Source organism: Pseudomonas sp. MF08875 (assembly GCF_059862525.1).
In genome coordinates, this window is sequence record NZ_JCBCUW010000017.1 from 67,441 (window position 1) to 93,227 (window position 25,787).

General features: G+C 62.9%; 23 protein-coding genes. 12 read left to right on the forward strand and 11 right to left on the reverse strand.

Features of this window, described 5'->3' with window-relative positions:
* Nucleotides 1-22 precede the first annotated feature (22 nt).
* From AC19YT_RS12240 to AC19YT_RS12270, 7 genes are all read left to right on the forward strand, one after another.
* Nucleotides 23-313 carry a c-type cytochrome gene (locus AC19YT_RS12240; protein ID WP_095110289.1) on the forward strand — a complete coding sequence of 97 codons (291 nt, stop codon included), beginning with the start codon at nucleotides 23-25 and terminating at the stop codon, nucleotides 311-313.
* Nucleotides 314-360: 47 nt separating this feature from the next.
* Entirely contained in the window at nucleotides 361-987 is a 627-nt protein-coding gene (locus tag AC19YT_RS12245; RefSeq protein WP_095110291.1) for a c-type cytochrome, read from the forward strand.
* Between the two features lie 192 nt (nucleotides 988-1,179).
* The gene (dsbA, locus tag AC19YT_RS12250; protein WP_500610324.1) at nucleotides 1,180-1,815 is read left to right on the forward strand and encodes a thiol:disulfide interchange protein DsbA; all 636 of its coding nucleotides are present in this window, start codon (nucleotides 1,180-1,182) and stop codon (nucleotides 1,813-1,815) included.
* A gap of 12 nt (nucleotides 1,816-1,827) precedes the next feature.
* The gene (locus AC19YT_RS12255) at nucleotides 1,828-2,706 is read left to right on the forward strand and encodes an endonuclease/exonuclease/phosphatase family protein (RefSeq protein WP_095110294.1); all 879 of its coding nucleotides are present in this window, start codon (nucleotides 1,828-1,830) and stop codon (nucleotides 2,704-2,706) included.
* The gene (locus tag AC19YT_RS12260) at nucleotides 2,703-4,742 is read left to right on the forward strand and encodes a GGDEF domain-containing protein (RefSeq protein WP_500610325.1); all 2,040 of its coding nucleotides are present in this window, start codon (nucleotides 2,703-2,705) and stop codon (nucleotides 4,740-4,742) included. Before AC19YT_RS12255 ends, AC19YT_RS12260 begins: the two co-directional genes overlap by 4 nt.
* A gap of 102 nt (nucleotides 4,743-4,844) precedes the next feature.
* Complete coding sequence (locus tag AC19YT_RS12265; RefSeq protein WP_095110297.1) at nucleotides 4,845-5,627, forward strand: N-acetylmuramoyl-L-alanine amidase; 783 nt, start codon at nucleotides 4,845-4,847, stop codon at nucleotides 5,625-5,627.
* Nucleotides 5,628-5,699: 72 nt separating this feature from the next.
* The gene (locus tag AC19YT_RS12270; RefSeq protein WP_500610326.1) at nucleotides 5,700-7,319 is read left to right on the forward strand and encodes an EAL domain-containing protein; all 1,620 of its coding nucleotides are present in this window, start codon (nucleotides 5,700-5,702) and stop codon (nucleotides 7,317-7,319) included.
* Nucleotides 7,320-7,322: 3 nt separating this feature from the next.
* On the opposite strand, the gene AC19YT_RS12275 is transcribed toward AC19YT_RS12270, so the two are convergent.
* Both AC19YT_RS12275 and algB read right to left on the reverse strand, forming a co-directional pair.
* Entirely contained in the window at nucleotides 7,323-9,113 is a 1,791-nt protein-coding gene (locus AC19YT_RS12275) for a KinB sensor domain-containing domain (RefSeq protein ID WP_095110300.1), read from the reverse strand.
* A 10-nt stretch (nucleotides 9,114-9,123) separates the two neighbouring features.
* Nucleotides 9,124-10,470, reverse strand: coding sequence for a sigma-54-dependent response regulator transcription factor AlgB (algB, locus tag AC19YT_RS12280; RefSeq protein WP_095110301.1), 1,347 nt, complete (start codon nucleotides 10,468-10,470; stop codon nucleotides 9,124-9,126).
* Between the two features lie 440 nt (nucleotides 10,471-10,910).
* Here algB and AC19YT_RS12285 point away from each other — a divergent pair, with 440 nt between their 5' ends.
* From AC19YT_RS12285 to AC19YT_RS12305, 5 genes are all read left to right on the forward strand, one after another.
* Nucleotides 10,911-11,198: a hypothetical protein gene (locus AC19YT_RS12285; RefSeq protein WP_095110303.1), complete on the forward strand. Its 288-nt coding sequence runs from the start codon at nucleotides 10,911-10,913 to the stop codon at nucleotides 11,196-11,198.
* Between the two features lie 72 nt (nucleotides 11,199-11,270).
* Nucleotides 11,271-11,435: a DUF1328 domain-containing protein gene (locus AC19YT_RS12290; RefSeq protein ID WP_003170804.1), complete on the forward strand. Its 165-nt coding sequence runs from the start codon at nucleotides 11,271-11,273 to the stop codon at nucleotides 11,433-11,435.
* A gap of 2 nt (nucleotides 11,436-11,437) precedes the next feature.
* Nucleotides 11,438-11,902 carry an inhibitor of vertebrate lysozyme family protein gene (locus AC19YT_RS12295; protein ID WP_500610327.1) on the forward strand — a complete coding sequence of 155 codons (465 nt, stop codon included), beginning with the start codon at nucleotides 11,438-11,440 and terminating at the stop codon, nucleotides 11,900-11,902.
* Between the two features lie 660 nt (nucleotides 11,903-12,562).
* Complete coding sequence (gltP, locus tag AC19YT_RS12300) at nucleotides 12,563-13,894, forward strand: glutamate/aspartate:proton symporter GltP (RefSeq protein WP_095110306.1); 1,332 nt, start codon at nucleotides 12,563-12,565, stop codon at nucleotides 13,892-13,894.
* 107 nt (nucleotides 13,895-14,001) lie between these two features.
* The gene (locus tag AC19YT_RS12305) at nucleotides 14,002-15,231 is read left to right on the forward strand and encodes a nucleoside recognition domain-containing protein (protein WP_095110308.1); all 1,230 of its coding nucleotides are present in this window, start codon (nucleotides 14,002-14,004) and stop codon (nucleotides 15,229-15,231) included.
* Nucleotides 15,232-15,330: 99 nt separating this feature from the next.
* On the opposite strand, the gene AC19YT_RS12310 is transcribed toward AC19YT_RS12305, so the two are convergent.
* The 9 genes from AC19YT_RS12310 to AC19YT_RS12350 form a co-directional block, all read right to left on the reverse strand.
* The gene (locus AC19YT_RS12310; RefSeq protein WP_500610328.1) at nucleotides 15,331-15,969 is read right to left on the reverse strand and encodes an ABC-type transport auxiliary lipoprotein family protein; all 639 of its coding nucleotides are present in this window, start codon (nucleotides 15,967-15,969) and stop codon (nucleotides 15,331-15,333) included.
* Nucleotides 15,966-16,904, reverse strand: a complete 939-nt coding sequence (locus AC19YT_RS12315; protein ID WP_095110311.1) for an MlaD family protein — start codon at nucleotides 16,902-16,904, stop codon at nucleotides 15,966-15,968. The genes AC19YT_RS12310 and AC19YT_RS12315 overlap by 4 nt, the downstream gene beginning before the upstream one ends.
* A 1-nt stretch (nucleotide 16,905) precedes the next feature.
* Nucleotides 16,906-17,706, reverse strand: a complete 801-nt coding sequence (locus AC19YT_RS12320) for an ABC transporter ATP-binding protein (protein WP_500598716.1) — start codon at nucleotides 17,704-17,706, stop codon at nucleotides 16,906-16,908.
* Nucleotides 17,700-18,845, reverse strand: a complete 1,146-nt coding sequence (locus AC19YT_RS12325; protein WP_500610329.1) for an ABC transporter permease — start codon at nucleotides 18,843-18,845, stop codon at nucleotides 17,700-17,702. Before AC19YT_RS12325 ends, AC19YT_RS12320 begins: the two co-directional genes overlap by 7 nt.
* A gap of 56 nt (nucleotides 18,846-18,901) precedes the next feature.
* The gene (locus AC19YT_RS12330) at nucleotides 18,902-19,945 is read right to left on the reverse strand and encodes a DUF5924 family protein (protein WP_500610330.1); all 1,044 of its coding nucleotides are present in this window, start codon (nucleotides 19,943-19,945) and stop codon (nucleotides 18,902-18,904) included.
* Nucleotides 19,946-20,208: 263 nt separating this feature from the next.
* The gene (locus AC19YT_RS12335; protein ID WP_500598703.1) at nucleotides 20,209-21,591 is read right to left on the reverse strand and encodes a M16 family metallopeptidase; all 1,383 of its coding nucleotides are present in this window, start codon (nucleotides 21,589-21,591) and stop codon (nucleotides 20,209-20,211) included.
* A 44-nt stretch (nucleotides 21,592-21,635) separates the two neighbouring features.
* Nucleotides 21,636-23,294, reverse strand: coding sequence for a Na/Pi cotransporter family protein (locus AC19YT_RS12340; protein ID WP_500610331.1), 1,659 nt, complete (start codon nucleotides 23,292-23,294; stop codon nucleotides 21,636-21,638).
* Nucleotides 23,295-23,593: 299 nt separating this feature from the next.
* Nucleotides 23,594-24,361, reverse strand: a complete 768-nt coding sequence (locus AC19YT_RS12345; RefSeq protein ID WP_095110319.1) for a TerC family protein — start codon at nucleotides 24,359-24,361, stop codon at nucleotides 23,594-23,596.
* Between the two features lie 86 nt (nucleotides 24,362-24,447).
* Entirely contained in the window at nucleotides 24,448-25,755 is a 1,308-nt protein-coding gene (locus tag AC19YT_RS12350; protein ID WP_095110321.1) for a CitMHS family transporter, read from the reverse strand.
* Nucleotides 25,756-25,787: the final 32 nt, after the last annotated feature.

Here is a 25,787-nt window from a genome sequence, read left to right on the forward strand (position 1 = left end):
TCAACCCTGAATAGGTCGTTTTATGACGAAATGGCTGCTAGCTGCCGGTGTCTTGATGCCGCTTTACAGCGCTCAGGCTACACAGGATCCGGAAGCTGTGTACAACCGTGTTTGTGGAGCCTGTCATTCCGGCCAACTCCCCATGGCGCCCCGCAAGGGCGATCGGGAAGCTTGGGCGCCACGATTGGCGCAAGGTATGGAGACGCTGGTGCAACACGTGACCCAGGGTTTCAAGGCGATGCCGCCGCGTGGTTTGTGCATGGACTGCAGTGCCGAGGATTACCAAGCAATCATCCACTGGATGAGCGAGTAAGCCCGGCCCATAACTCTTTTAACCCTTAGCCGTAGTTGGATTAGCTGATGAACAAACTGATCGTGAGTCTGCTGTTGACCTTGGGCATCACAGGTATCGCCAATGCTGCAGGCGAGAACGTGAAAGGCGATGCCGCCGCCGGCCAGGCGAAAGCTGCCGTTTGTGGTGCTTGCCATGGCCCTGATGGCAACAGCATGGCGCCAAACTTTCCAAAGCTGGCCGGCCAGGGCGAGAAGTACCTGACCAAGCAACTGCATGACATCAAGTCGGGCAAACGCACTGTGCTGGAAATGACGGGCCTGCTGACCAACCTGAGCGATCAGGACATGGCCGATATCTCCGCTTACTTCGCCAGCCAGAAAGGCAGCGTCGGCGCGGCGGATCCCAAACTCGTGGCGCGTGGTGAAGCCTTGTTCCGTGGCGGCAATCTGGAAAAAGGCCTGCCAGCCTGCACCGGTTGCCACTCGCCAAATGGCGCCGGCAATGCTGCCGCAGGTTTCCCACACATGGGTGGCCAGCACGCGGCTTACATCGCCAAGCAGCTGACTGACTTCCGCAAAGAAGAAGGCGGGCGCACCAACGATGGCGACCTCAAAACCATGCAGACCATCGCCAAGAAGCTCAGCGATGAAGACATCGCCGCAGTGTCGAGCTACATCCAGGGCCTGCACTAAGGCCGGATCGGTTCGCGCGGCGTGGGCTTGAGGCCTTTGCCGCGTTAACGCTCGATTAATCCATCGAGCATAAAAAGGGCGGCCCTGGCCGCCCTTTTTTGTGGCCGCTGCCGTTACACTAGCGAACTCATGCCCGCCGGGACCTGTCTGAGTACAGGCCTGCGAGGCGACCCAATTTTCCAGGAGTAAAGCATGCGTAATCTGATTCTCAGCGCCGCGCTCGTCGGTGCCAGCCTGCTGGGCATGAACGTCCAAGCGGCCCAAGAGCCGCTTGAAGCCGGTAAGCAATACATGGAGCTGAGCAATGCGGTTCCTGTCTCTGTTCCGGGCAAGATCGAAGTGGTCGAGTTGTTCTGGTATGGCTGCCCGCACTGCTATTCGTTCGAGCCGGTCATCAATCCGTGGGTTGAGAAGCTGCCTAAGGATGTGAGCTTCAAGCGCATCCCGGCGATGTTCGGCGGTCCTTGGGACGCGCACGGCCAGATGTTCCTGACCCTGGAAGCCATGGGTGTGGAGCACAAGGTGCACGCTGCCGTGTTCGAAGCCATTCAGAAACAACGCAAGCCACTGACCAAGCCTGACGACATGGCTGACTTCCTGGCCACCCAAGGCGTCGATAAAGACAAGTTCCTGGCGACCTTCAACTCCTTCGCGATCAAAGGTCAGGTCAACCAAGCCAAGGAACTGGCCAAGAAGTATGAAATCACCGGTGTACCGAGCCTGGTCGTCAACGGCAAGTATCGCTTTGACCTGGGCACCGCTGGTGGTCCGGAGGGTGTGCTGAACGTGGCCGACCAGTTGATCGTCAAGGAGCGCGCCGCTAAGTAAGCGGCGCCTACCATGCGCCGCTGGAGTACTGATCGGGTCGTTGGCCATCACGACCCGAAGGTCAACGAACATCACTTGGAAGAAACGGGCATGCCCGCGGGCAGCCGTCTGCGTTTGCTCAGTTTCAATATTCAGGTGGGCATCAGTACCGAGCGGTATCGGCACTACCTGACCCGGGGCTGGCAGCACCTGCTGCCGCACACCGGGCGTGCCGATAACCTGCAGAAGATCGGCAACCTGCTGGGGGATTTCGACCTGGTGGCCCTGCAGGAGGCCGATGGTGGCAGCCTGCGCTCGGGCTACGTCAATCAGGTCGAGCACCTGGCCCAGCTCGGTGCCTTCCCCTATTGGTATCAGCAACTCAATCGCAACCTCGGTCGCCTAGGCCAGCACAGCAATGGTGTGCTCAGCCGTATGCGGCCGTGGGTCATCGAAGACCACCCATTGCCCGGCCCCAAAGGTCGCGGCGCGATCTTGGTGCGCTTTGGCGAAGGTGCCGACGCGCTGGTGGTGGTTATGATGCACCTGGCCTTGGGGGCTCGCGCCCGTACCCTGCAACTGGCGTACATTCGCGACCTGATCGGCGACTATAAGCACCAAGTCCTGATGGGCGACATGAACACCCACGCCAGTGACCTGCTGCAAAGCTCGCCGCTGCGGGACCTGGGCTTGCTCGCACCGCAAGTCGAGGCGACCTTCCCCAGTTGGCGCCCGCAACGCTGTCTTGACCACATTCTGCTCAGCCCCAGCCTGACCCTCGAAAAAGTCGAAGTGCTGGCGCAACCTATTTCCGATCACCTGCCGGTCGCGGTAGAGATTCGTTTGCCGGGTTCGCTCACGGCCGATGCATTGCCCGCGTTGCGCCCTGCCCCTCGCGGACCCCTTGCATGAGCGACGACGCCCAGCGCTGGAAAGAGAAATACCTCAAAAGCATCGAACAACAGGAAAAGCTAGAGCGGCGTTGGAACGCTCGTCTCGACCTGCTGCGCCGTGGCCTGGTGCGCAGCACCCTGGCGGCCGAAGGCACCGACCGCGTGGTCGACCAATGCATGAAGGAAATGCGCGAAGTGGTGCGCACCGACGACATGGATGCCCGTTTGGCGGCGTTGCTGCCGCGTCTTGAAAAAGCCGTACTCGACTCCGAGCAACGCCGCGAAACCCGTGTGGAGCAAATCAGCACTGCGCTGACCTCGCTGGTGGCGCAGCTGCAAACCCTGCCCCTGCCCCGCGACATCAGCCGCCCGCTCAAGGCTTTCGCCAAGCAACTCGATGGTCGCGTCAGCCAGGCGCGGGAGATTCCGCTATTGCTGGGTGAGCTCAGCGGTTTGCAGAGCAAGGCCCTTAGTGCCCTGGAAACCCCAGCCGAGCCGAGCCGTCCCGGGCTGTTGCAACGCTTGTTTGGCGGCAAGGACGACGATTCGGAATTGGCGCAAGCTGAAGAGGCCGCCACGGCGGGCCAGCGCCCGATGCCTGCCTCCGTGGTGGTGGCGCCCGTTGCGCACTCCCCCCCGGCGCCTGCCGCTGTGGCGGTCCCCGCCGCGCTGCCTGCCGAGGTCGTCATTGAGCCCGCCAGCCTGAAAATCGAAGCGCTGCCGCCCGTTCCTGTAGCAGAACCCGCGCCGCAGTCTGAGCCTGAGCCTGAGGTCGTGGCCTTCGTTCCGCCGGTCGTGTTGGCAGAGCCGGCGCAACCTCGTATTGAACCCGTGGTTGAAGCGCCGCAGGAGGCTTTGCAACAGCCCCCGGCCGACCTGCCTCTGGCTGAGGCCGAGCCGGTTGTTGCCGAGCCACCGCCCGCCGACCCCGACGCGCAACCCGCCAGCGACGCGCCTCTGCCGGACCAGGAAGACCCGCAGTACACCCTGCCGGACAGCCCCGAGCCGTCGTATAGCTCGGTGGCCAAGCACATCGAAGACACCTTGCTCGGCCTGTTGGACGACCTGTCCCTGCCCGAGCGCCATCGCCCGCAAGCCGAAGCCATGCGCGAACGGCTGCAACATGGGCTGAACTGGTACGAATTGCTGCCGATCCTCGACGATCTTGCGGTCTTGATGTTGGCAATCACCGATAGCGGCCAGCATGAGTTCGAGGTTTACCTCAAGCAACTCAACGAGCGCTTGGAGTCGTTCCAGAGCAACCTGCAAGCCGCCAGCGCCGGCCACGACGACAGCCGCTCGGCGGCGCGTGAGCTGGACACGCAGATTCGCGAGCAGGTCGATGGTTTGCAGAGCAGTGTGCAGGACGCCGCGGACCTGGAAGGCCTCAAGCACGTGCTGGAGAACCACCTCGAAGGCCTGCTCGGCACCATGGATGAGCATCAGAAGCAGCGTGACCAGCGCGAGCAGGAAGTTGCCGAACGCCTGCAAGGCTTGGCCGAGCGCGTGGCGCACATGGAGCAGGAAGCCCAGGGCTACCGCGAACACCTTGAAGAACAGCGCCAGAAAGCCTTGATCGACCCCCTCACCGGGCTGCCCAACCGTGCCGCGTGGAGCGAACGCCTAGAGCATGAAATCGGCCAGTGGCAGCAGCACGGCAATACCCTGTTGTTGGCGATGCTCGACCTCGACCACTTCAAGCGCATCAACGACAACTACGGCCACCTGGCCGGCGATAAAGTGTTGAAAATCATCGCCACCGTCCTGCGCAAACGCCTGCGCGGCGCGGATTTCATCGCCCGTTTTGGCGGCGAAGAGTTTGTGCTGCTGTTGCCCGACACCTCACCCGCCGTGGGCATGAGCCTGATGGAAAGCCTGCGCGCGGCCATCGAGGCTTGCCCGTTCCACTTCAAGGGCGAGCGCGTGACGATTACGGTGTCCATCGGCCTCAGTGCGTTCAAAACCGGCGAACGCAGCGAAATTGTGCTCAAAAGAGCCGATCAGGCGCTCTACAGAGCCAAAGATGCAGGGCGCAATCGGGTTGAAATGGGCTGACCAGCATTTGTTCCATTTTGTTTAAAACGGCGCTTTTTGCCGGATCTGACTGGGCGCTACGTTACACTGTTGCGTTCTTTTCCCATGCGTACCCCTGCCGCCATGAAGTCTTTCCTGCTCGTTCTGTCGTTCGTTGTGTTGGCCGGTTGCGCCAGCGGCCCGCGCATCGATAAAAGCCATCCTTCGGTCAATTTCGACAGCCGTATCCAGTTTGTGGTGGTGCACTACACCTCTGCGTCGCTGGAGCGTTCCCTGGCCCTGCTGACCCACGGTGAAGTCAGCAGCCACTACTTGATTGGCGATGACCGCAACGCCACGGTTTACCAATTGGTGGATGAGAACCTGCGGGCCTGGCACGCCGGGGAAAGCGAGTGGCAGGGCCGTACCTGGCTGAACTCCAGCTCCATCGGGATTGAAATCGTCAACCCGGGGTTCCGCGATACACCCACCGGGCGGGTCTGGTACCCATACAGCGAGGCTCAGGTGCAGGCGCTGATCGCGTTGCTCAAGGACATCAGCGCGCGGTACAGGATCGCCCCGCAGCACATCATCGGCCACAGCGACATCGCGCCGCTGCGCAAACTCGACCCGGGGCCGCTGTTCCCGTGGAAGCGCCTCGCCGATGCGGGCCTGGCGATCTGGCCGGATGCCGGGGCCGTAGCCCGTGAGCAAGCGCGGTTCGCGGCCCAGATGCCCAGCGCCACTTGGTTCCAGCAAGGCCTGGCACGCCTGGGCTACAGCACGCCGCAGACGGGTGAGATGGATGTGGCGACCCGCCATGTGCTGGCGGCGTTCCAGATGCGTTTCCGCCCGGCGCGTTTCGACGGTTCGCCGGATGCCGAGAGCGCGGCGATCCTCCAGGTGCTCAGCCAGACAAAAAACTGACGCTGCCCGGCGGTTGGCGCATTTTTTCAAACTGTTGCTATAACTCATTGGTAATTCTTTGGATGTCCCAAGATGCCGGCCGCTCGCGAGACCCTGCGCAGTTGGTTTCATCGCCCCTGGTTTTTGGCGACGCTGGCGGCTGTCCTGAGTGCGGGGTTGCTGCTGTTGGGCAGCCTGGGCGTGGCGATGCATCAGGTGCAGTTGCGCGAAAGCCAGCAGATGAACGCCCAGGGTGAGCGCTTCCTTGAGCGTCTGGAGCAGTTGTTCGGCCAGTTGCGCCAGGGCCTGGACGAGTTGCAGGCCCAGCCCCTGCGCGGTTGTAGCGAGCAAATGGTGGCAACCCTGCAAAAGGTCGGTTTCAGTTATCGCTTCATCTATGAGGCCGCCTACATCGAGGCGGACCGCATCTGCTCCAGCGGCCCGCCACGTAATGGCCTGCCCGCCACCCGCCCCGCCGACTTTCGCGGCCCGACCTACAGCTACTGGCTCAACACCTCCGCCGAACCCAATGAAAACCTGGCCGCGCTGATGCTGGGCCGGGGTAATTTCCGCGTGGCGACCTCGCGCGGGCATTTGACCGATGTGGTGGATTTGCCCGAGGGCAGCAGCCTGATGGTGGTGCTCGATCGCGGCATGCGCGCGATACCGGTGTTGGGGGCGGCCCAATCCTGGCCGCCCTTCGAGCCCTGGCCGCCGCAAGCCAGCGAGCCGTTGCTGGTGACGCCGAACCAGTTGATCTACCGCATGCCCACCGACAATCAGGAATACCAACTGGTGCTGATCGCCCCGCGTGCGCGCCTGACGTTGCAGGTGGCCGAGTCCTGGCGCTGGTTGCTGCCGGTAAGCCTGACCTTGGCGCTGTTCATCGGCGTACTGGTGTTGCAGTTGGCGCGCCAGCGCCAATCAATGGGCGGCGAGTTACAGGGCGCGCTGCGCCGGGGGGAGTTGCAGGTGTTGTATCAGCCGATCTTCGACCTGCGCAGCCGCCACTGTGTGGGCGCCGAGGCGTTGCTGCGCTGGCGGCACCCGGACGGCACCCTGACCAGCCCGGACCTGTTCATCCCCATGGCCGAGGACAGCGGGCAAATCCGCCAGATCACCGATTTCGTCCTTCAGCGCCTTTTGGAGCAACTGGGCCATGTGTTGCGGGCCAATCCGCACTTCTATATTTCGGTCAACCTGGCGGCGTGCGATGTGATGGTGCCGCGGGTGGGCGAGGTGATGGCCAAGTTGCTGGGCCAGCATCGGGTGCAGGCCCGGCAGATCGCCTTTGAGGTGACCGAGCGGGGGCTGATTGATGTGGTGGTCGCGCGCAGCAACCTGCAAGCGCTGCGGGATTTGGGCCATCAGGTGCTGATCGACGACTTCGGCACCGGCTATTGCAGCCTGGCGTACTTGCAAACCCTGCCGGTCGATTGCCTGAAAATCGACAAGGCATTCATCGACGCCCTGGGCCATGACGCGGCCAGCAGTGGCGTGGCGCCCCATATCATCCGCATGGCCCACGCGTTGCAGCTCAAGGTGATCGCCGAAGGCATCGAGCTCGAGTCCCAGGCCCAGTTGCTGCACAGCGAGGGGGTGAAGTTCGGCCAGGGCTGGCTGTTTTCCCATGCCCTGAGTGCGATGCAGTTGGTGGAGTTGATGACCCGGGGCCGGCGCGTGGGCGCCCGGCGTGTGGCGGATGAGATCTGAGCCCTACAGCGGCAACGCCATGTAGAACTGCGTGCCCTGCCCCGGCCGCGAGTAAACGCCCATGCGCCCGCCGTGCAGTTGCACGATTTCCTTGCACAGGGCCAGGCCCAGCCCGGCGCCGCCCTTCTTGCGCCCGACCTGCACGAACGGCTCGAAAATCCGCCCCTGCTGGCCGTAGGCGATGCCTTCGCCATTGTCCTCGACGCTGACAATGACCCGCTCGCCATGGCGCCGTGCCTGGAGGCGGATCTGGCCGTTGCTGGCGGTGTGGCGCAGGGCGTTGTCGATCAGGTTGTCGAGCACCCGCTCCAGTTGCGCCTGGTCGGCTTGCAGGCGCGGCAAGGGTGCCTGCACTTCGATCAACAGCTCCACGCCTTTTTCCTGGGCCGGTGCGGTGAAGCGGGTCTTGGCCTGCTCCAGCAGCACTTCGAGGTCGCACGGTGCCAGGGTGAGTTTTTGCAGGCCATTTTGATAGCGCGAGAAATTCAGCAAGTCGTTTATCAACTGCATCAGGCGCTGCATTTCTTCATTGACGGTATTGAGCAGGTCGGCTTCGCGCGAGTCATCGGCGAAATGCACGCGCTCTTGCAACAGGCCGAAGGCCATGTGCATGCCCGTGACCGGTGTGCGCAGTTCATGGGAGGCGCGCAGGACGAATTCGCTGCGTACCCGCTCGAAGGCCCGCTGCTCGGTGACGTCGTGCAGCACCATCACCGCACCGAGGATGTGGCCCTGGGTATGGCTGACCGGCGTGAGGCTGTAGGTCAGTAGGCGCGACTCGCCGTCGACCTCCACGCTCAAGTCTTCCGGGGCCCGCTCCAGGCTGCCGCCGCGCAGCACCAGTTGCAGCTCTTCGTCCAAGTCGGGGCGCTCCAGTGCCGCGCCCAGGCCTTGGCCCAGGCGTTCCTCGTCCCAGCCCAGTTGCCGTTGTGCTACGGGGTTGAGGTGCTCCAGGCGTCCTTGGCGGTCGATCATCAGCAAGCCGTCGTCGATGCTGTCGAGCACCGCTTGCAGGCGTTGTTGGCCGGCGAGCAGTTCGTCGACGTTGGTCGCCTGATGCTGGCGCAAGGCCTCGGCCATGATGCCGAAACGCCGGGTCAGCAGGTTCATTTCCGCAGCCGAGGAAATCGGCAGGGTCACCTCGAAGTTGCCTTGGCCGATCTTGTCCGCCGCTTTGGCCAGGGCCTCGATGGGTGCGCCGAAGCGCTGGGCGATGCCATGGGCGGTGATAAAGCCGATTATCAGCACCGCCAGGCCCACCAAGCCCAGCAGGGTGGCGATCAGCAAGGCCCGCGCGCGGGATTGGTTCTGGGTGTCGCTGATGTTCTTCAGGGCCTGCTTGTGCTCGACGATCAAGCCGTTGCGCAGCACGTTGAATTTGTCGCTGACTTCCTGGCTGGCGGTGAGTTTGTTCGGTGCGCCGTGGGACTGGTCGAAGGCCTGGAGGAAGCTGAGGTAGTCGCGCCGGGCCTGCTCGAACCCGAGGCTGGGCTTTTCGCCGGTCTGTTCGTGGGCGATGCCCTCATCCAGCAGCTCGAAGTAATGTTTCTTGGAGGCTTCGAGCGCCGGCAGGTCGGGAGTATCGCGCAGCATCATGACCAGTTGATCGCCCAGGGTCTGGCGCAGCTTAAGGCCCAGGTCGAGGGTGACGAAGTTGTGCCGGATCAGGGCTTCCTGGTTGTTGGCCATCTGCATCACGCTGACCAGCCCCAGCAGCAGGCCCAGCAAGGCGACGGTAATCAGCGCAGAGATGCTCAGGAACAAGCGGGTGCGCAATTTCATCGCGAGTTTCATCGGGCGCGGCTCACAGGTTGTATTGCTTGCGTTTGCGGTAAAGCGTCGAGGCGTCGATGCCCAGGGTTTTGGCCGCTTGGTCGAGGGTCTCGGCAGTCGCCAGCACGGCACCGATGTGGGCTTTTTCCAGTTCGTCCAGGCTTAGGGCGGCGCCGATGCGCGGGACGTTGGAGGTGCTGGCCGGGGCCATGCCCAGGTGGCTGATTTCCACCCATTCCTGGGGGCAGATGATGCTCGCCCGTTCCACCACGTTGCGCAGCTCGCGGATGTTGCCCGGCCAGCGATAGTTGAGCAGCGCTTCGCGGGCCTCGTCGCTGAAGCCCCGGGCGGGGCGCGCGTAATCCTTGACGAAGCGCGCCAGGAAGCGGTCGGCCAGGGTCAGGATGTCTTCGCGGCGCTCGCGCAGGGGCGGCAGGTGCAGGGTGATGACGTTCAGGCGATAGAGCAGGTCTTCGCGAAAGCGCCCGTCGCGCACCATGTCTTCGAGGTTGAGGTTGGTGGCGGCGAGGATGCGCACGTCGGCGCGGCGGGTCACCGGGTCGCCCACGCGTTCGTATTCCTTGTCCTGGATAAAACGCAGCAGCTTGGGTTGCAGGGTCAGCGGGAAGTCGCCGATTTCGTCGAGAAACAGTGTGCCGCCGTCGGCCTGGTTGACCCGCCCCAGGGTGCTTTCGCTGGCGCCGGTAAAGGCCCCTCGGCTGTGGCCGAACAGTTCGCTTTCCATCAGTTCGGCGGTCAGGGATGGGCAGTTGATGGTCACGCAGGATTTTTTCGCCCGTTTGCTCCAGCCGTGGATCGCCTGGGACAGCTCACCCTTACCGGTGCCCGACTCGCCGAGGATCAGGATGTTGGCGTCGGTGCCGGCCACCTGGCGGGCGGTTTCGAGCACCACTTTCATCGCCGGGCTGTGGGAGTCGAGGCCGTCGCGGGGTTTGCGCACTTCGCCTTCAAGGGCCTCCAGGCGCGCCGAGAGCTGGCGCACTTCCAGTTGCTTGGCCGTGGCCAGGCGCAACTGGTCGGGGCTGCACGGCTTGACCAGGTAATCGGCCGCGCCGGCCTGGATCGCATCGACCGCGGTATCGACCGCCGAGTGCGCGGTGACGATGACCACGCGCATCCACGGTGCCTGGATACGCATTTGCGCCAGCACATCCAAGCCGTTGTCTTCGCCCAGGCGCAGGTCCAGGAAGCACAGGTCGAACACCTGGCGTTGCAGCAGCGTATCGGCCTGGGCCGCGCTGTTGGCGGTGGCGACGCTGTAGCCCTCGTCTTCGAGGCAGTAGCGGAAGGTGCGCAGGATGGCGGACTCGTCGTCCACCAGCAGAATACGGCCCTGATTCTCCGTGGCTGATTCCATTGTCCCGTGCTCCTTATTAATGAATGAATGGCGTTAGTCCCGCGCAAATCGGGCAAGTTGCATGGTCGATTCTGCGCGTTTACGCGGGGCGCAGGTTAGTTCTCTGCCGAATTAATAGCTAACTTTATGAATTTAATGAGTTTTTTGAAATTGTCAGGCCATTGGCCAGCGTTCGCTCACAGTTTCTGACAGTGCGCCGGCGTCTGCGATCCAAAAACTTTACATTTTTCTTCGCTTGTATCGTGCATTGCGCACGATGCCGGAAGGCCCATCGTGCAAGATGCGTCTGCCAGTGATTTCTATTTGTTTGTAACTTGTTGATTTTATTGAATTAAATTCCTGATAAAAACTGGCATGCAGGCTGCAATAGTCTGTTTGTCAGCAGCGCAGTTACCGGCGCCGCTCCTTGAGTCAACAACCTGTGTGAGAGGAGTTTCAGGATGAATCGCCAACGTCTCGCCCAAGTGCATATTTCGCCACTGCATGTACAGCAAGGGCTGTTTGCCCTCCTGGCATTGCTGGTGACGCTGGTGGCCGGTCAATTGCTGCAACGCATGGACCAGAGCCCCCAAGTGTCGGCGCCGCTGCTGCCGGTGCAGCACACCACCCAGACCCATTTCAGTGCCGTCAGCAGCCGTTTGGCTGACAGCGCGCCCCCGCAGATGCTCGAAGTTGAACAGATCCAGTCGCTAGACGGGGTTGCCGGGCAGGAACGCTGGGTGTTCTAGGCATAAGGCTTGGTGCGGATCGACCGCGCCAGGAAACGCAAAAAACGCCGCCGTGCGTTAAGGAGAATCACCATGTTGAGCTGGGCTATCACATTCCTGATTATCGCCATCGTCGCTGCTGTCCTGGGTTTCGGTGGTATCGCGGGCACCGCCACGGGTATCGCCAAGATTCTCTTCGTCGTGTTCCTGGTGATGTTCATCGCTTCCTTCTTCTTTGGCCGTCGCGGTCGAGGCTGAACATGCGTACCTCTATAAACACACTGGCCGCCGCCCTGTTGCTGGGCGGCAGTGCCGTAGCCATGGCGGCCAATGACGGCCAGTCGCGGGCCAACGAACTGTTGAGCGCCGACCCGCAATACCGCCAGACCTGGCAAGGCGTCGTGCAAAAAGAAGAGCGGTTGCCGGAATGGGTGATGAACCTCTCCGGTTACGCCGAACAAATGAATGCTGTGACCGAGGACGGTGACCCGTATCTGGTCGGCCCGCTGTGCGAAACCCAGCAGAGCTGCCTGAACAATCGCCTGATCGTGGCGTTCAGCCTGGATAAGAAAAACGCCTATGCCATGTGGGTGCAGGTGCCGGCCGGGTTGCCGTCCGACAAGTCGCCGACCCGCCATGCTGACAAGCGCTTCCTCGGTGAGCCGGATGCAGGAATGCAGGCGTTGCTTAACGAGCAACTGAAGAAAGACCCGAATTGGTATTAAAAGCTTGAGGGTTAATAGCCACTTATGTGGGAGCGAGCCTGCTCGCGATAGCCATCTGCCAGGCGCTGTGCGATTTGGCTGATGCACCGCTATCGGGGGCGAGCGGCTCACTCTCACATAAAACTTGCTTACAAATGACGGGCGGCCAGTGGCTGCCCGATGATTTGTTGAAAGCCTCGTCCTAGAGCGGTTCTCGCCGCTGCCATCGAAAAATCCCCACGCTGCGTCGGACTTAACCGTTTCGCGGTGTTTCTTTGCGACCGTATATCGAGAAACTTGTCTACGATCAGGGTTTTGTTTTTGCCTCTGGATGTAGGCTGTCGCCCGGTTTTTAGGAAGGCACTCCCAAACCCGAAACCCCCCGCATTCACCGCAGATGGCCGGTTCACGGTACTTTCGACTGCCGAAATGTCGTATCCGAACCTGCTGGGACTATGGTTTTGTTTGGGAAATCTCATGCCGATTCGGCATAGGGTAGGCGTTTACGGCATTAGACGGCGCTCCCTTGCATCGGAATAGTTGCGCCTTTTTTCGCCTGCCAGAGAGCCGTAAATACGCGCTCCGGGGCACCTTATACGGGGGCAGATGCCGAGACTTTTACGCTATCGAGCGTTCCAGTTCGTGCATCCGCCCGAGTCAAACTGAAGTAAGGGTAACGATATGAAGAAGGCAAAGCTTAGCCTCGCCTGGCAGATCCTCATCGGTCTGGTCCTGGGGATTGCAATTGGTGCGTTGCTCAACCATTTCAGTGCCGAGAAAGCCTGGTGGATCACCAACGTCTTGCAACCTGCGGGCGATATCTTTATCCGCCTGATTAAGATGATCGTGATTCCCATCGTGATCTCGTCGCTGATCGTCGGCATTGCCGGGGTCGGGGACGCCAAGAAGCTGGGGCGCATCGGCCTCAAGACCATCATCTACTTCGAGATCGTCACCACCATCGCCATTTTGGTGGGCCTGGTGTTGGCCAACGTGTTCCACCCAGGCACCGGCATCGACATGAGCACCCTGGGTACGGTGGATATCTCCAAGTACCAGGCCACCGCGGCCGAGGTGCAGCATGAACACGCGTTCATTCAAACCATCCTCAACCTGATCCCGTCGAACATCTTTGCCGCCATGGCCCGTGGCGAAATGCTGCCGATCATCTTCTTCTCGGTACTGTTCGGCCTCGGTCTGTCGAGCCTGCAAGCCGACCTGCGCGACCCGCTGGTGAAGATGTTCCAGGGCGTCTCGGAAAGCATGTTCAAAGTCACCCACATGATTATGAATTACGCCCCGATCGGCGTTTTTGCCCTGATCGCGGTGACGGTCGCCAACTTCGGTTTCGCCTCGCTGCTGCCATTGGCCAAGCTGGTGGTTCTGGTCTACGCGGCCATTCTGTTCTTCGCCTTCGTGGTGCTGGGCCTGATCGCACGCCTGTTCGGCTTCTCGGTCGTCAAGCTGATGCGCATCTTCAAGGATGAGCTGGTGCTGGCCTACTCCACCGCCAGTTCCGAAACCGTGCTGCCGCGTGTGATCGAGAAGATGGAAGCCTACGGCGCGCCGAAAGCCATTTGCAGCTTCGTGGTGCCTACCGGTTACTCCTTCAACCTCGACGGTTCGACCCTGTACCAGAGCATCGCGGCGATCTTCATTGCCCAGCTCTACGGCATCGACCTGTCCATCAGCCAGCAACTGTTGCTGGTGCTGACCCTGATGGTCACCTCCAAAGGCATCGCCGGCGTGCCGGGTGTGTCCTTCGTGGTACTGCTGGCGACCCTGGGCAGCGTGGGCATCCCGCTCGAAGGCCTGGCGTTCATCGCCGGTGTCGACCGCATCATGGACATGGCCCGTACCGCATTGAACGTAATCGGCAATGCCTTGGCCGTGCTGGTCATTGCACGTTGGGAAGGCATGTACGACGACGCCAAGGGCGAGCGCTACTGGAACTCCCTGCCGCACTGGCGCAGCAAAGAGCCGCTGCCGGCGGGCGAACCCTCCAGCCACTGAGCCGCCCGCTTGCTACAACAGTTGAACCTCAAACCCCGGTGATTCCGGGGTTTGTCGTTTCTGCCCGCCCCGCTATCATTCGCGGCATCTTTCGGGGGACTTAACTGATGCTCAACGGCCTATGGCTTGGCTTTTTCATCGTTGCAGCCGTTTCGGCCATGGCGCAGTGGCTGATCGGCGGTAACGCCGGGATCTTCGCGGCGATGGTGGAAAGCATTTTCGCCATGGCCAAGCTCTCGGTGGAGGTGATGGTGCTGCTGTTCGGCACCCTGACCCTGTGGCTGGGCTTTCTGCGCATCGCGGAGAAGGCCGGCATCGTCGATTGGCTGGCCAAGGCCCTGGGGCCGTTGTTCCTGCGCCTGATGCCGGACGTGCCGCCCGGCCACCCGGCCATCGGCCTGATTACCCTGAACTTCGCCGCCAATGGCCTGGGCCTGGACAACGCGGCCACGCCCATCGGCCTCAAGGCCATGCGCGCCCTGCAAGAACTCAACCCCAGCCCCACCACCGCGAGCAACGCGCAGATCCTGTTCCTGGTGCTCAACGCCTCGTCCCTGACCCTGCTGCCGGTGACGATCTTCATGTACCGCGCCCAGCAAGGCGCGCCGGACCCGACCCTGGTGTTCCTGCCGATCCTTCTGGCCACCAGCGCCTCCACCCTGGTGGGCCTGCTCTCGGTGGCGGTGATGCAGCGCCTGCGCCTGTGGGACCCGGTGGTGCTGGCCTACCTGATTCCCGGCGCCTTGCTGCTGGGCGGCTTCATGGCGCTGCTGGCGACTATGTCGGCCACGGCCCTGGCGGCGTTGAGCTCGATCCTCGGCAACCTGACGTTGTTCGGCCTCATCATGCTGTTCTTGCTGGTGGGCGCGCTGCGCAAGGTCAAGGTCTACGAGGCGTTCGTCGAGGGTGCGAAGGAAGGCTTCGACGTGGCCAAGAGCCTGCTGCCGTACCTGGTGGCGATGCTCTGCGCGGTGGGCGTGCTGCGGGCGTCCGGGGCGCTGGATTTTGGCTTGGACGGCATTCGCCACCTGGTGGAGTGGGCCGGTTGGGACACCCGCTTCGTCGATGCCCTGCCGACTGCGCTGGTCAAGCCGTTCTCCGGCAGTGCGGCGCGGGCGATGTTGATCGAAACCATGCAAACCCAAGGCGTGGACAGCTTCCCGGCACTGGTGGCAGCGGTGATTCAGGGCAGCACCGAGACGACGTTCTATGTGCTGGCGGTGTACTTCGGCGCCGTCGGGATCCAACGCGCCCGCCACGCCGTGGGCTGCGCCCTGCTGGCGGAGTTCGCCGGTGTGGTGGCGGCGATTGGGGTTTGTTATTGGTTTTTTGGTTGAGTCAGGCGCAGAACCACCCTCCCGCTCCCACAGTGGATCGCTGGTGTAGTTGAGATGAGCGTTAGGCACCGCTTCCTCAGGGAGGTGGCTGCACAGGCGTTAGTTATTCCCAGGCTTGTGCTGCTTCTGCCCCTGCGCCACCGCCCACGCCACCACTTGCGCGGTCAGTTTGTCGCTGGCCTGGCCGAACCCGGCCACCACCGCGGGCACTTGCACGTCGCTCAACGGCTGGCGCACTTCAAAGCGGCGGCTGGCGAGGATGCGTTGGTCTTTGCCGCCCACCAGCAGCGCATCGAGGCGGATCACCACGCTCGCGGCCGTGCCCTGGTACTCGGTCTGGAACGCTTGCAACACCCCGCCCAGCTCGAAGTCGGCTTGCAGGTTGCTGTCGTCGATGCTCAGCAGCGGCACGCGGCCGTCGCGGGCGAAGGCGTCCAGTAGGCGGTTGCGCAGCAGCACCGGCGCCGGGTCGCTCCAGCGCGAGGCCTTGTAGCTGCTCAGCACGTCCCCTTGGGGGATGACCGCGATTTTCGTGCTGTTGAGCGCGTCGCTGGCCTGGGGCTTGGCCAGGCGCAGCGACCAGGGCTGCGCCTGAGCCTGGGCCGCCGCGCCAGCCTGGGCCGAGGGCAAGCGGTAGACGTCGGCGGGCGGCGCCTTGGGCAGGATCGAGCAAGCGCCGGTCAAGGCAAAACTGGCGAGCAGGGCCCAATGGCCGGCGATGCGGTAGGCGAGTCTCATGGGGTGAATTCCTTGTTCGTGTCGCTGCCCAGCAGGTAACCGCTGGGGTTGGCTTCCAGGCGACGGGAGATGGCGCGCAGTGAACTCAAGGTGTCGCGCAGTTCGCGCACCGCTGGCGCCAGGCCATTGAGGCCCTGCATGCCGTTGTTCAGGGAGTCCTGGTTGTCGGTCAGCAGCTTGTTGATGGTCGCGGTGCTTTGCTCCAGCGAAGCCATGGCGTGCTCGGCGCTGCCGAACATCTGCTTGCCCTGGTCGTTGAGCAGGCCGTTGGCGTTGCGCATCAGCGCGGTGGTCTGCTCCAGCGCGGCGGTGGCTTGCTTGCCGATGGCGGCCAGTTGCTGCATGGCCTGGCGGATATCGTCCTTTTGCTCGGCGATGGTCCCGGTAGTCTGCTCCAGATGCGCCAGGGTGCTGCTGACGCGATCGACGTTCTCGGCCGAGAACATGCGGTTGGCGTTGTGCAGCAGCAGGTTGACGCTGCTCATCAGGTCATTGCTGTTGTTGAGCAGGCGCGCGATGGGCGACGGCGAGGCGACGATCACGGGCAACTTACCGCCCTTGCCGCGCAGCGTCGGGCTTTGCGGGGTACCGCCGCTGAGCTGGATGATCGAGGTGCCGGTGATGCCGGTCAGGGCCAGTTTGGCCTGGGTGTCTTCCTTGATCGGCGTCTCGCCGCTCAGGCGGATGCGGGCCAGCACCCGGCGCGGGTCCTTGGGGTCCAGGCGCAGGGTGACCACATCGCCGACCTTGATCCCGCTGTACTGCACCGCGCTGCCCTTGGACAGGCCGCTGACCGCCTCGTTGAAGACGATTTCGTAGTCCTTGAATTCGCTGTCCACGCTGGATTTGGTCAGCCACAGGCCGAACAGCAAGGCGCCGACCACCACCAGAACGGTGAACAGGCCAATCAAGACGTGATGGGCTCGGGTTTCCATGTCAGACCTCGTTGAGCAATGTAGCGGCTTGGTACGCCGCGCGGCCGCGAGGGCCATGGAAGTATTCGTGAATCCAAGCGTCGTCGGTGTCGGCGACCTTGTCGATGGCATCGGCCACCAGCACTTTTTTCTGCGCCAGCACCGCCACGCGGTCGGTGATGGTGTAGAGCGTGTCCAGGTCGTGGGTAATCAGCAACACGCTCAGGCCCAGGGCATCGCGCAGGGTCAGAATCAGTTGGTCGAACGCGGCCGCGCCGATGGGGTCCAGGCCGGCGGTGGGTTCGTCGAGAAACAGGATGTCCGGGTCCAGGGCCAGCGCCCGGGCCAGGGCGGCGCGCTTAATCATGCCGCCGGACAGCGACGCGGGGTATTTGTCGGCGGCCGACAGCGGCAACCCAGCCAGGGCCAGTTTCACCGCCGCCAGGTGCTCGGCGTCGGCGCGGCTCAGGCCGGCGTGCTCGATCAGCGGCAGGGCGACGTTCTCGGTGACCGTCAGCGAGGAAAACAGTGCGCCCTTCTGGAACAGCACACCGAAGCGCCGTTCGAGCAACGAACGCTCGTGCTCCCCCAGGCTGGGCAGGTTCTGCCCGAACACCCGCACCGAGCCGTCGCTGGGCTGGCGCAGGCCAATGATGCTGCGCAGCAACACCGACTTGCCGCTGCCCGAACCGCCGACCACGGCGAGGATCTCGCCCTGGTACAGGTCCAGGTCGAGGTTTTCATGCACGCTCTGCGGGCCGAAGCGGTTGCACAGGCCGCGCACTTCAATCACCGCCTCGGCGGGCTCAGGGGTACTCACCAGCCCATCTCCATAAAGAACAACGCCGCCACGGCGTCGAGCACGATCACCACGAAAATCGACTGCACCACGCTGGAGGTGGTGTGGGCGCCCACCGACTCGGCGCTGCCGCTGACCTTGAAGCCTTCCAGGCAGCCGACGGCGGCGATGAGGAAGGCGAAGATGGGCGCTTTGACCATGCCCACCAGAAAGTGCTGCACGCCAATGTCCGCTTGCAGCAGCGAGAGGAACATGGCCGGCGAGATATCCAGCGACAGCGCGCAAACCACGGCGCCGCCGATGATCCCCGAGAGCATCGCCAAAAACGTCAGCATCGGCAGGGCCACCAGCAGGGCCAGCACCCGCGGCAGCACCAACAGCTCCATCGGGTCCAGGCCCAGGGTGCGGATCGCGTCGATTTCCTCGTTGGCCTTCATCGAGCCGATTTGCGCGGTAAAGGCACTGGCGGTGCGCCCGGCCATGAGGATGGCGGTGAGCAGCACGCCGAATTCGCGCAGAAAGGAGAACGCCACTAAATCGACGGTAAAGATGCTGGCACCGAAGCTTTTGAGCACCGTGGCGCCGAGGAAAGCCACCACCGCACCCACCAAAAAGGTCAGCAAGGCGACGATGGGCGCGGCGTCCAGGCCGGTCTGCTCGATGTGCGCCACCACCGGGGTCAGGCGCCAGCGTTTGGGGCGCAAGGCGCCGCGCACCAGGGTTTCGAGGATCAGGCCGATAAAGCCGAGCAGTTGCAGGGTGTCTTGCCAGACCGCATCCACCGCCCGGCCAATGCGGCTGAGCAACTGGATGCCGACGTTGGCCTGCGGTGCCTTGACCGGCACGCAGAAGTCGGTGAGCGCGCCATACACGGTCTTGAGCAGCGCGCGGTCGGCGGCGGGCAAGGTGCAGTCGGGGTATTCGGTGGACTGGCCGAGGCGCTCGCTACCGAGCAATTCCACCAGGAGCGAGGCCCCGGCGGTGTCGAGGGCGCCGAGGCCATTGAGATCGACCCGGGTGCTGGCGTCGTACTGGCCGTGCAGCGCGTCGCTCAACTGTTTGAGCGCCGTGTAGTGGGCCAGCGTCCAGTCTCCCGCCACGCGCAGTTGCGCCGGGGTGACCGTGGTATCCAGTTGGGCGCTGCCGGGCGTCGTGGGGGTCATAAGCTCCGTGCTTGTATTTGGCTATTACGCGAGCCTACGTAATAGCACGTTACCCATTACTTTGCCTGGCTCGCGGCCACGGTGCCTTGACCTGGGTCGGTCACGTTAAAGCGCAGCACGCCGATTACCTGGCCGTCTTCGGTGAGCACGCGCACCTGCCAGCGGCCCACTGGGTTGGGCGGGAAGTTCTGCTTGTGGGTCCAGGCGCGGTAACCCTCCTTGCGCCCGCCGCGGATATCCAGCGCGATGCGGTCGACCTCTTTGCCGTTGAGCTTCCACACATGATAGATGCGCTCGTTCAGGCCCCGGGGCGCGTTGATGGCGGTGAAGGCGTACAGGCCCGTGCCGCGCAACTGGCTGGCGCTGACCTCATCGAGGCTGTCGCCGGGGGTGCGGTCTTGCAGTTCGGTGCTGATGGCCACCTCGGTCATCCACAGCGTCGCCGGTGGCACCCAGGAGCGCAGCAACCACCCGGCGGCGCCGATGGCCAGGGTCATGCCCAGCAGCATCACCGCGCCACGCCAATGGCGGATCGGAAAACTCGACGCCAGGCTGGGAAACGACAGCAGCATGGCGATGCCCAGGGCCAGTTTGAAACTTTGCGCGGTGGTCAGGTGCAGGATGATCGGCAGCGCCGTGAGCAGCACCGCGAACAGGGTCAGGGTGTGCAGCGCCAGAAACAGCCAGCGGCGCGGCGCCAGCCACTTGTAGTAGAGCGGGTCGATGATGGAAATCAGCGCCGCCGCGCCCAGCAGCCCGGTGAAAATCAACTGGCCGCTGTTCCAGGTGGTGGTGATGAAGAAAAACGGCAGGACGAAGAACAGGCTTTCCTGGTGGATCATCTGCGTCGCGTAACGCAACAGCGGCTGGGGGATTTCCTTGTTGAACACCTTGGTGAACAACTGGGTCAGGGTGTTTTCCAGCATCAGCCAGACCCAACTGACCAGCATGATGACGGCAATCCAGGTGGCCAGGCCTTGCTGGCGGTCCACCAGAATGAAACTGCCCACACCGGAGACAAAACCGCCAAGCGCAATCACCCCTGGATAGCGCTTCATCAATTCCAGAAGGCGCTGTACGTATAGGTTCCAGTTAGGCATTGGGCTGTTCACAGTTTGATGTAGGAAAAATCTCTAACAGAGTACCGCCGGTGGTGTGGGGTGGCGAGGTCGAAAACACCTCGCCCATGGCCCCTACCCTTCGTCGTCACTGCCACTCAGTGCCGCCCTCGCGAGCAGGCTCGCTCCCACAAAGGAAAAATGAAACCTTACCCGCACCCCCGTTCAACTGTGGGAGCGGGCCTTGCCCGCGATGGCGGACTGCCTGTTATTGCAGGGTTGTCTGAGCCACCGGGGGTGTTTGGTTAGCGGGTACGGCGCTTACGGCGCAGCCCCGCCCCCATCAAGCCGATCAGCAGCAGCCCCGAGCCCCCGCCCGCCCACATCAGGGTGTCGTCACTCATCAGCGGTTGCTCGATGCGCACATACCCCGGTTGGCTAAGCAATTGGCGCAAGACTTGGTTGGCCTGGTCCAGGCTGACCGCTTGCAGGCGCTTGGCGGGGTTGGAGAAGTGGCCGTCTTCGTAGTCGCCCAGGGCGCTCCAGTAGTAGTCGGCCAACGCACTATTGCCCTGCACCGCCCAGGCCTGGCGGGCGACGGCGGCTTGTTGCAGGCGGGCGAAGGTGGCCGGGTCGAGGCCGTTTTGCAACAAGTCGGCTTGCAGCGCCTTGAGCACTTGCCGGGCCTTGGGCACGTCATCGCGCGCGAGGTCGGCGCCCAGGCTGAGGAACACCGTGTCGCCAAACACTTCCCGCTCGCTCCACGGCCCATAGGACAAGCCGTGGGCCAGGCGCAATTGGCGGTACAGCGCCCAGCCCAGGTAGTCCTTGAGCAGGTCGAGGGTTTCGTAGGGTTGGTCGTCCAGGGCCGGCTCGGGGAACAGCCAGTGCAGCTTGGCGCCATTGCCGACCCAGCCTCGCAACAAGGTGCGCTGGGCGGCGGCGTTATGCTCGATCTGTGCCAGAGGCGGGTGCTCGCTGGGGTCCACCGGGTCCAGTTCGGCGAAGGTGCGCTCCAAGTAGGCCGGCAGCAGGCGATCGAGGTCACCGACCACGATCAGGGTCATGTTGTTGGGCGCATACCAGTGCTGGCGCACCTGCTCCAGTTGTTCGCGGCTCAGGTCGTGGACCTCGGCGCGCTCGGCGCACTTGAGGCCCAGTTCCACCGCCAGTTGATTGCTGGCCTTGTGGCCGATGTCCTGGCGGTCGAGCCAGCGCTGCAAGTGCGAGTAATGGCCGCCGTCCTCGCGCTCGACCACTTGCTTGGCGGCTGCCACCGCCGGGTCGTCGAGGCGGGTTTCGGTGAGCAGCGCCAGCAGCAGGTCGAGGACCTTGCGCTGGTTTTTCGCCGGGGCTTCGATCACGAAGGTGGTATCGGCGTTGCTGGTGTAGGCGTTCCACTCGCCGCCCAGGGCTTGCATGCGTTCTTCCAGGCCGCCTTCGCCGCTGGCGTCGATGCCGCTGAACAACAAGTGCTCCAGCAGGTGCGGCAGCTCTTTGTCGGCGCAACTGAAGTCGTCCATGCCCACGCCCACCACCAGGCGAATCGCCACGTGGCCCTTTTGCGTGCCCGGTTTAAGCAGCACTTGCAGGCCGTTGGGCAGCATGTAGCCCTCGACCTGGAAGCGGTCAAGGGCAAGGCTTGGGGTGGTGGCGAGCAACAGGCAAGCGAACAGCAGACAGCGCATGAAAGGGTTCCTGGCGGCTACATAAGCGGCTACAGCCTAGACGATCAAGGTGAATGAGTGACGTCACTCACCTCGTCCACCGCCAGTGCTCCAGTGTCGGCGGTTTCCAGCACCACGTAGGCGCTGCTGCAGAAGAGTGAGTTGAGACGTTTCATGTCGGCGATCAGTTCCAAATGAAGCGAGCTGGTCTCCAGGCTTTGCACGATTTTACGTTGCAAGCGGCTGACATGGGCGTGGGCAAGGCGCCGTTCCTGGGCGCGAAAGCGGCGTTTTTCGCGCAGCAATTGGCGGGCGCTTTCCTTGTCGGCGCTGAGGAACACCGACAGGCCCAGGCGCAGGTTGGCCATTAATTGGCTATGCAGGTCGGCCAACTCCTCCAGGCCCACGTCGGAAAACGAGCGGCGCTGGGAGGTTTTCTGCTGCTGGAGCTTACGCAGCATGCGTTCGATCAAGTCCCCCGCCAGCTTGAGATTGATCGCCAGTTCGATCGTCTCGGCCCAGCGCCGGCTGTCGTTTTCGCTGAGGTCTTCGCGGGGCATTTGCGCCAGGTACAGCTTGATCGCGCTGTACAGCGCCTCGACGTCCTCGCCCAGGCGCCGTACTTCTTGGGTCACAGCGGTGTGTTTGCCGCGCAGCACGTCGAGCATGGCTTCGAGCATGTTGTCGATCAAATCGCCCATGCGCAGGGTTTCCCGCGCGGCATTGGCCAGGGCCAGGCTGGGGGTGGCCAGCGCAGTCGGGTCGAGGTGGCGCGGGCGGGCCAGGCCATTGGCCTCCGGGCGCTGGGGCAGTAGCCAGGCGCATAGCCGCGCCATCGGCCCGACGGTGGGCAATAGCAGCAGGCAGCGGGTGGTGTTGTAGAGCAGGTGAAACCCGATCACCAGGCCTTGGGTGCTCAGGTCCAGGCTGTCCATCCAGTTCACCAGGGGGTCGAGCACCGGAATGATGAGCAGCAGGCCGATCAGTTTGTACAACAGGCTGCCCAGGGCCACTTGGCGCCCGGCCGCGTTCTGCATGCTGGTGCTCAGGAACGCCAGGATGCCGCTGCCGATGTTGGCGCCGATCACCAGGCCAATGGCCACGGGCAGGCTGATGACGGCGGCGCCGGCCAGGGTGGCGGTGAGCAACACGGCGGCCAGGCTGGAATACGAGACCATCGCGAACAGCGCGCCCACCAGGGCATCGAGCAGCAGGTCGCCGGTCAGCGAGGCGAACACCACCTTCACACCTTGGGCCTGGGTGATGGGCGCGGCGGCTTCGACGATCAGTTGCAGGGCCAGGATTATCAGGCCCAGGCCAATGCCTACGCGGCCCATCTGGCCGACGCGGGTCTGCTTGCGCGACAGGAAGAAAATCACCCCGAGGAAAATCAGCAGCGGCGACAGCCACGACAGGTCCAGGGTCAGTACCCGCGCCATCAACGCGGTGCCGACGTCGGCGCCGAGCATGGTGGCCAGGGCGGGCGTCAACGCCATCAGGCCTTGGCCGACGAACGAAGTCACCAGCATCGCCGTGGCGTTGCTGCTTTGCACCATGGCGGTGACGAGGATGCCGGCGACAAAGGCCAACGGGCGGCTGGCCATGTTCTGGCCGATCACGTGGCGCAGGTTGGAGCCGTAGACCCGCAGGATGCCGGTGCGCACGATGTGCGTGCCCCAGATCAGCAAAGTCACGGCGGAAAGCAGATTGAGCAGGGTCAGCATGTTCAGGCCCCCTGTGGCGGAATGCCCCAACGGGGCTAAGTGAACGGTGCAGCGCAAGATCTACATTGTGTATTTAAGCTGTAGTCGGCTTACCGGCGAGGCGCCAGCATTGCATAGCTAAAGAAGGGTTTGAAACAAAAGTGTCATGTGGGGGCGGGTGAAAAAGCTGTTAAGCAAGCCCCCTGTGGGAGCGGGCCGGGCGGCGCTCCGCTCGCCCGCGATGGCGGCAGTACAGCCAACACAGTTGTTGGCTGACTCACTGCCATCGCGAGCAGGCTCGGTCCCACAAGGTTTAGCCGTTACTGGCCCGGAATGTCCTTGCGCAGTTTCACCGGGTCGGTCTGCTTTTTCTTCTTGGCGATGGCGGTGCGCATTTTGATGTTCACCGCTTCAACGGCCAGGGAGAAAGCCATGGCGAAGTAGACGTAGCCTTTTGGCACATGCACTGCAAAGGCTTCGGCGATCAGCACCGTACCCACCACCAGCAGGAACGACAGCGCCAGCATCTTCAGCGACGGGTGCTTGTCGATGAAGTTACTGATGGTGCCCGCGGCCAACATCATCACCAGCACGGCGACGACGATCGCGGCGACCATGACCGGCACATGGGACACCATGCCCACGGCGGTGATGACCGAGTCCAGGGAGAACACGATGTCGATGATGGCGATCTGGATGATGGTGTAGATGAAGTTGCCACCCTTGCCGGTCGGCTCGTCGTGGGTTTCGTCTTCACCTTCCAGGGCGTGGTACATCTCCTGGGAGCTTTTCCACAGCAGGAACAGGCCACCGAAGAACAGGATCAGGTCGCGCCCGGAGATACCGTGGCCGGCGACGTGGAACAGGTCGGCGGTCAGGCGCATGACCCAGGTGATCGACAACAGCAGCAGGATGCGCGTGACCATCGCCAGCGCCAGGCCGAAGATCCGCGTGCGGGCCTGCATATGCTTGGGCATACGGCTGACCAGGATCGAGATCATGATGATGTTGTCGATGCCCAGGACGATTTCCAGGGCGGTCAGTGTGAAGAAGGCAACCCAGATCTCCGGGTTGGTCAGCCATTCCATGTGTATTCCTTTGAGCGAGTGTTAAACCGCGACGGGCCTGAACCTTGAGAACCCAAAGTCTAGACCCGGCGTAGTGAATGTAGGGCTTATAGAGTGCTGAACAGCGGAAAAATCCCCATCAGCAAAGCGGCAAACATTATGCACAGGCAAACCAGCACTGCCCACTTCAAGGTGAAGCGTTGATGGTCGCCAAACTCGATTCCGGCCAGCGCCACCAGCAAATACGTGGACGGTACCAAGGGGCTGAGCAGGTGCACGGGTTGGCCGACGATGGACGCGCGGGCCATTTCCACGGCGCTGATGCCGTAATGGCTGGCGGCTTCGGCCAAAACCGGTAATACGCCGTAATAAAAAGCGTCGTTAGACATGAAGAACGTGAACGGCATGCTCACCAGCGCCGTGATGACCGCCAGGTACGGGCCGAGGAACTCCGGGATCACCGCCAATAGGCTCTTGGACATGGCATCGACCATGCCGGTGCCCGACAGAATGCCGGTGAAAATGCCCGCCGCGAAAATCAGCCCGACCACCGCCAGCACGCTGCCGGCATGGGCCGCGACGCGGTCCTTCTGCTGTTGCAGGCAGGGGTAGTTGACGATCATCGCGATACTGAAGGCCACCATGAACAGCACCGGCAGCGGCAGCAGGCCGGCGATCAGGGTGCCCATCAGGCCCAGGGTCAGGGCGCCGTTGAACCAGATCAACTTCGGCCGGCGGGCATCCGGGAACTGGGAAACGCTGATTTCGCTGTGGTCCACTTCGTCGCCCACCAGGTGCAATTCGCCCAGGCGCGCGCGCTCGCGCTTACCGTAGAAGTAGGCAATCGCCAGGATTGCCACCACACCGGCCAGCATCGCCGGGATCATCGGCACGAAAATATCCGACGGGTCGACATGCAGCGCACTGGCCGCCCGCGCCGTGGGGCCGCCCCAGGGCGTCATGTTCATCACCCCGCCGGCGAGAATAATCAGCCCGGCCATGATCCGCGGGCTCATGCCGATGCGGCTGTACAGCGGCAGCATGGCGGCCACGCAGATCATGTAAGTGGTGGCGCCGTCACCGTCCAGCGACACCACCAGGGCCAGCACCGCGGTGCCCACCGAAACCTTGAGCGGGTCGCCCTTGACCAGTTTGAGGATCTTGCGCACGGCCGGGTCGAACAGGCCCGAGTCGATCATCAGGGCGAAATAGAGGATGGCGAACATCAGCATCACCCCGGTCGGGGCGAGTTTGGTGATGCCTTCGAGCATCATCGGGCCGATCTTGGGCGCAAAACCGCCGAACAGGGCGAAAACGATCGGGATGATAATCAGGGCGATCAGCGCGGAGAGGCGCTTGGTCATGATGAGGAACATGAACGTGATGACCATGGCAAAGCCAAGGAAAGTCAGCATAGGAATACTCCAGGCGTAGCGCGGCTAGGGGA

Bases quoted from the DNA above. Each gene is read 5' to 3' on its own strand.
- AC19YT_RS12335 (WP_500598703.1), bottom strand. From the start codon at position 21,591: ATGCGCTGTCTGCTGTTCGCTTGCCTGTTGCTCGCCACCACCCCAAGC.
- AC19YT_RS12240 (WP_095110289.1), top strand. From the start codon at position 23: ATGACGAAATGGCTGCTAGCTGCCGGTGTCTTGATGCCGCTTTACAGC.
- AC19YT_RS12350 (WP_095110321.1), bottom strand. From the start codon at position 25,755: ATGCTGACTTTCCTTGGCTTTGCCATGGTCATCACGTTCATGTTCCTC.
- algB (WP_095110301.1), bottom strand. From the start codon at position 10,470: ATGGAATCAGCCACGGAGAATCAGGGCCGTATTCTGCTGGTGGACGAC.
- dsbA (WP_500610324.1), top strand. From the start codon at position 1,180: ATGCGTAATCTGATTCTCAGCGCCGCGCTCGTCGGTGCCAGCCTGCTG.
- AC19YT_RS12270 (WP_500610326.1), top strand. From the start codon at position 5,700: ATGCCGGCCGCTCGCGAGACCCTGCGCAGTTGGTTTCATCGCCCCTGG.
- AC19YT_RS12340 (WP_500610331.1), bottom strand. From the start codon at position 23,294: ATGCTGACCCTGCTCAATCTGCTTTCCGCCGTGACTTTGCTGATCTGG.
- AC19YT_RS12255 (WP_095110294.1), top strand. From the start codon at position 1,828: ATGCGCCGCTGGAGTACTGATCGGGTCGTTGGCCATCACGACCCGAAG.
- AC19YT_RS12310 (WP_500610328.1), bottom strand. From the start codon at position 15,969: ATGAGACTCGCCTACCGCATCGCCGGCCATTGGGCCCTGCTCGCCAGT.
- AC19YT_RS12265 (WP_095110297.1), top strand. From the start codon at position 4,845: ATGAAGTCTTTCCTGCTCGTTCTGTCGTTCGTTGTGTTGGCCGGTTGC.
- AC19YT_RS12325 (WP_500610329.1), bottom strand. From the start codon at position 18,845: ATGACCCCCACGACGCCCGGCAGCGCCCAACTGGATACCACGGTCACC.
- AC19YT_RS12295 (WP_500610327.1), top strand. From the start codon at position 11,438: ATGCGTACCTCTATAAACACACTGGCCGCCGCCCTGTTGCTGGGCGGC.
- gltP (WP_095110306.1), top strand. From the start codon at position 12,563: ATGAAGAAGGCAAAGCTTAGCCTCGCCTGGCAGATCCTCATCGGTCTG.
- AC19YT_RS12315 (WP_095110311.1), bottom strand. From the start codon at position 16,904: ATGGAAACCCGAGCCCATCACGTCTTGATTGGCCTGTTCACCGTTCTG.
- AC19YT_RS12285 (WP_095110303.1), top strand. From the start codon at position 10,911: ATGAATCGCCAACGTCTCGCCCAAGTGCATATTTCGCCACTGCATGTA.
- AC19YT_RS12290 (WP_003170804.1), top strand. From the start codon at position 11,271: ATGTTGAGCTGGGCTATCACATTCCTGATTATCGCCATCGTCGCTGCT.
- AC19YT_RS12245 (WP_095110291.1), top strand. From the start codon at position 361: ATGAACAAACTGATCGTGAGTCTGCTGTTGACCTTGGGCATCACAGGT.
- AC19YT_RS12275 (WP_095110300.1), bottom strand. From the start codon at position 9,113: ATGAAACTCGCGATGAAATTGCGCACCCGCTTGTTCCTGAGCATCTCT.
- AC19YT_RS12330 (WP_500610330.1), bottom strand. From the start codon at position 19,945: ATGCCTAACTGGAACCTATACGTACAGCGCCTTCTGGAATTGATGAAG.
- AC19YT_RS12345 (WP_095110319.1), bottom strand. From the start codon at position 24,361: ATGGAATGGCTGACCAACCCGGAGATCTGGGTTGCCTTCTTCACACTG.
- AC19YT_RS12305 (WP_095110308.1), top strand. From the start codon at position 14,002: ATGCTCAACGGCCTATGGCTTGGCTTTTTCATCGTTGCAGCCGTTTCG.
- AC19YT_RS12260 (WP_500610325.1), top strand. From the start codon at position 2,703: ATGAGCGACGACGCCCAGCGCTGGAAAGAGAAATACCTCAAAAGCATC.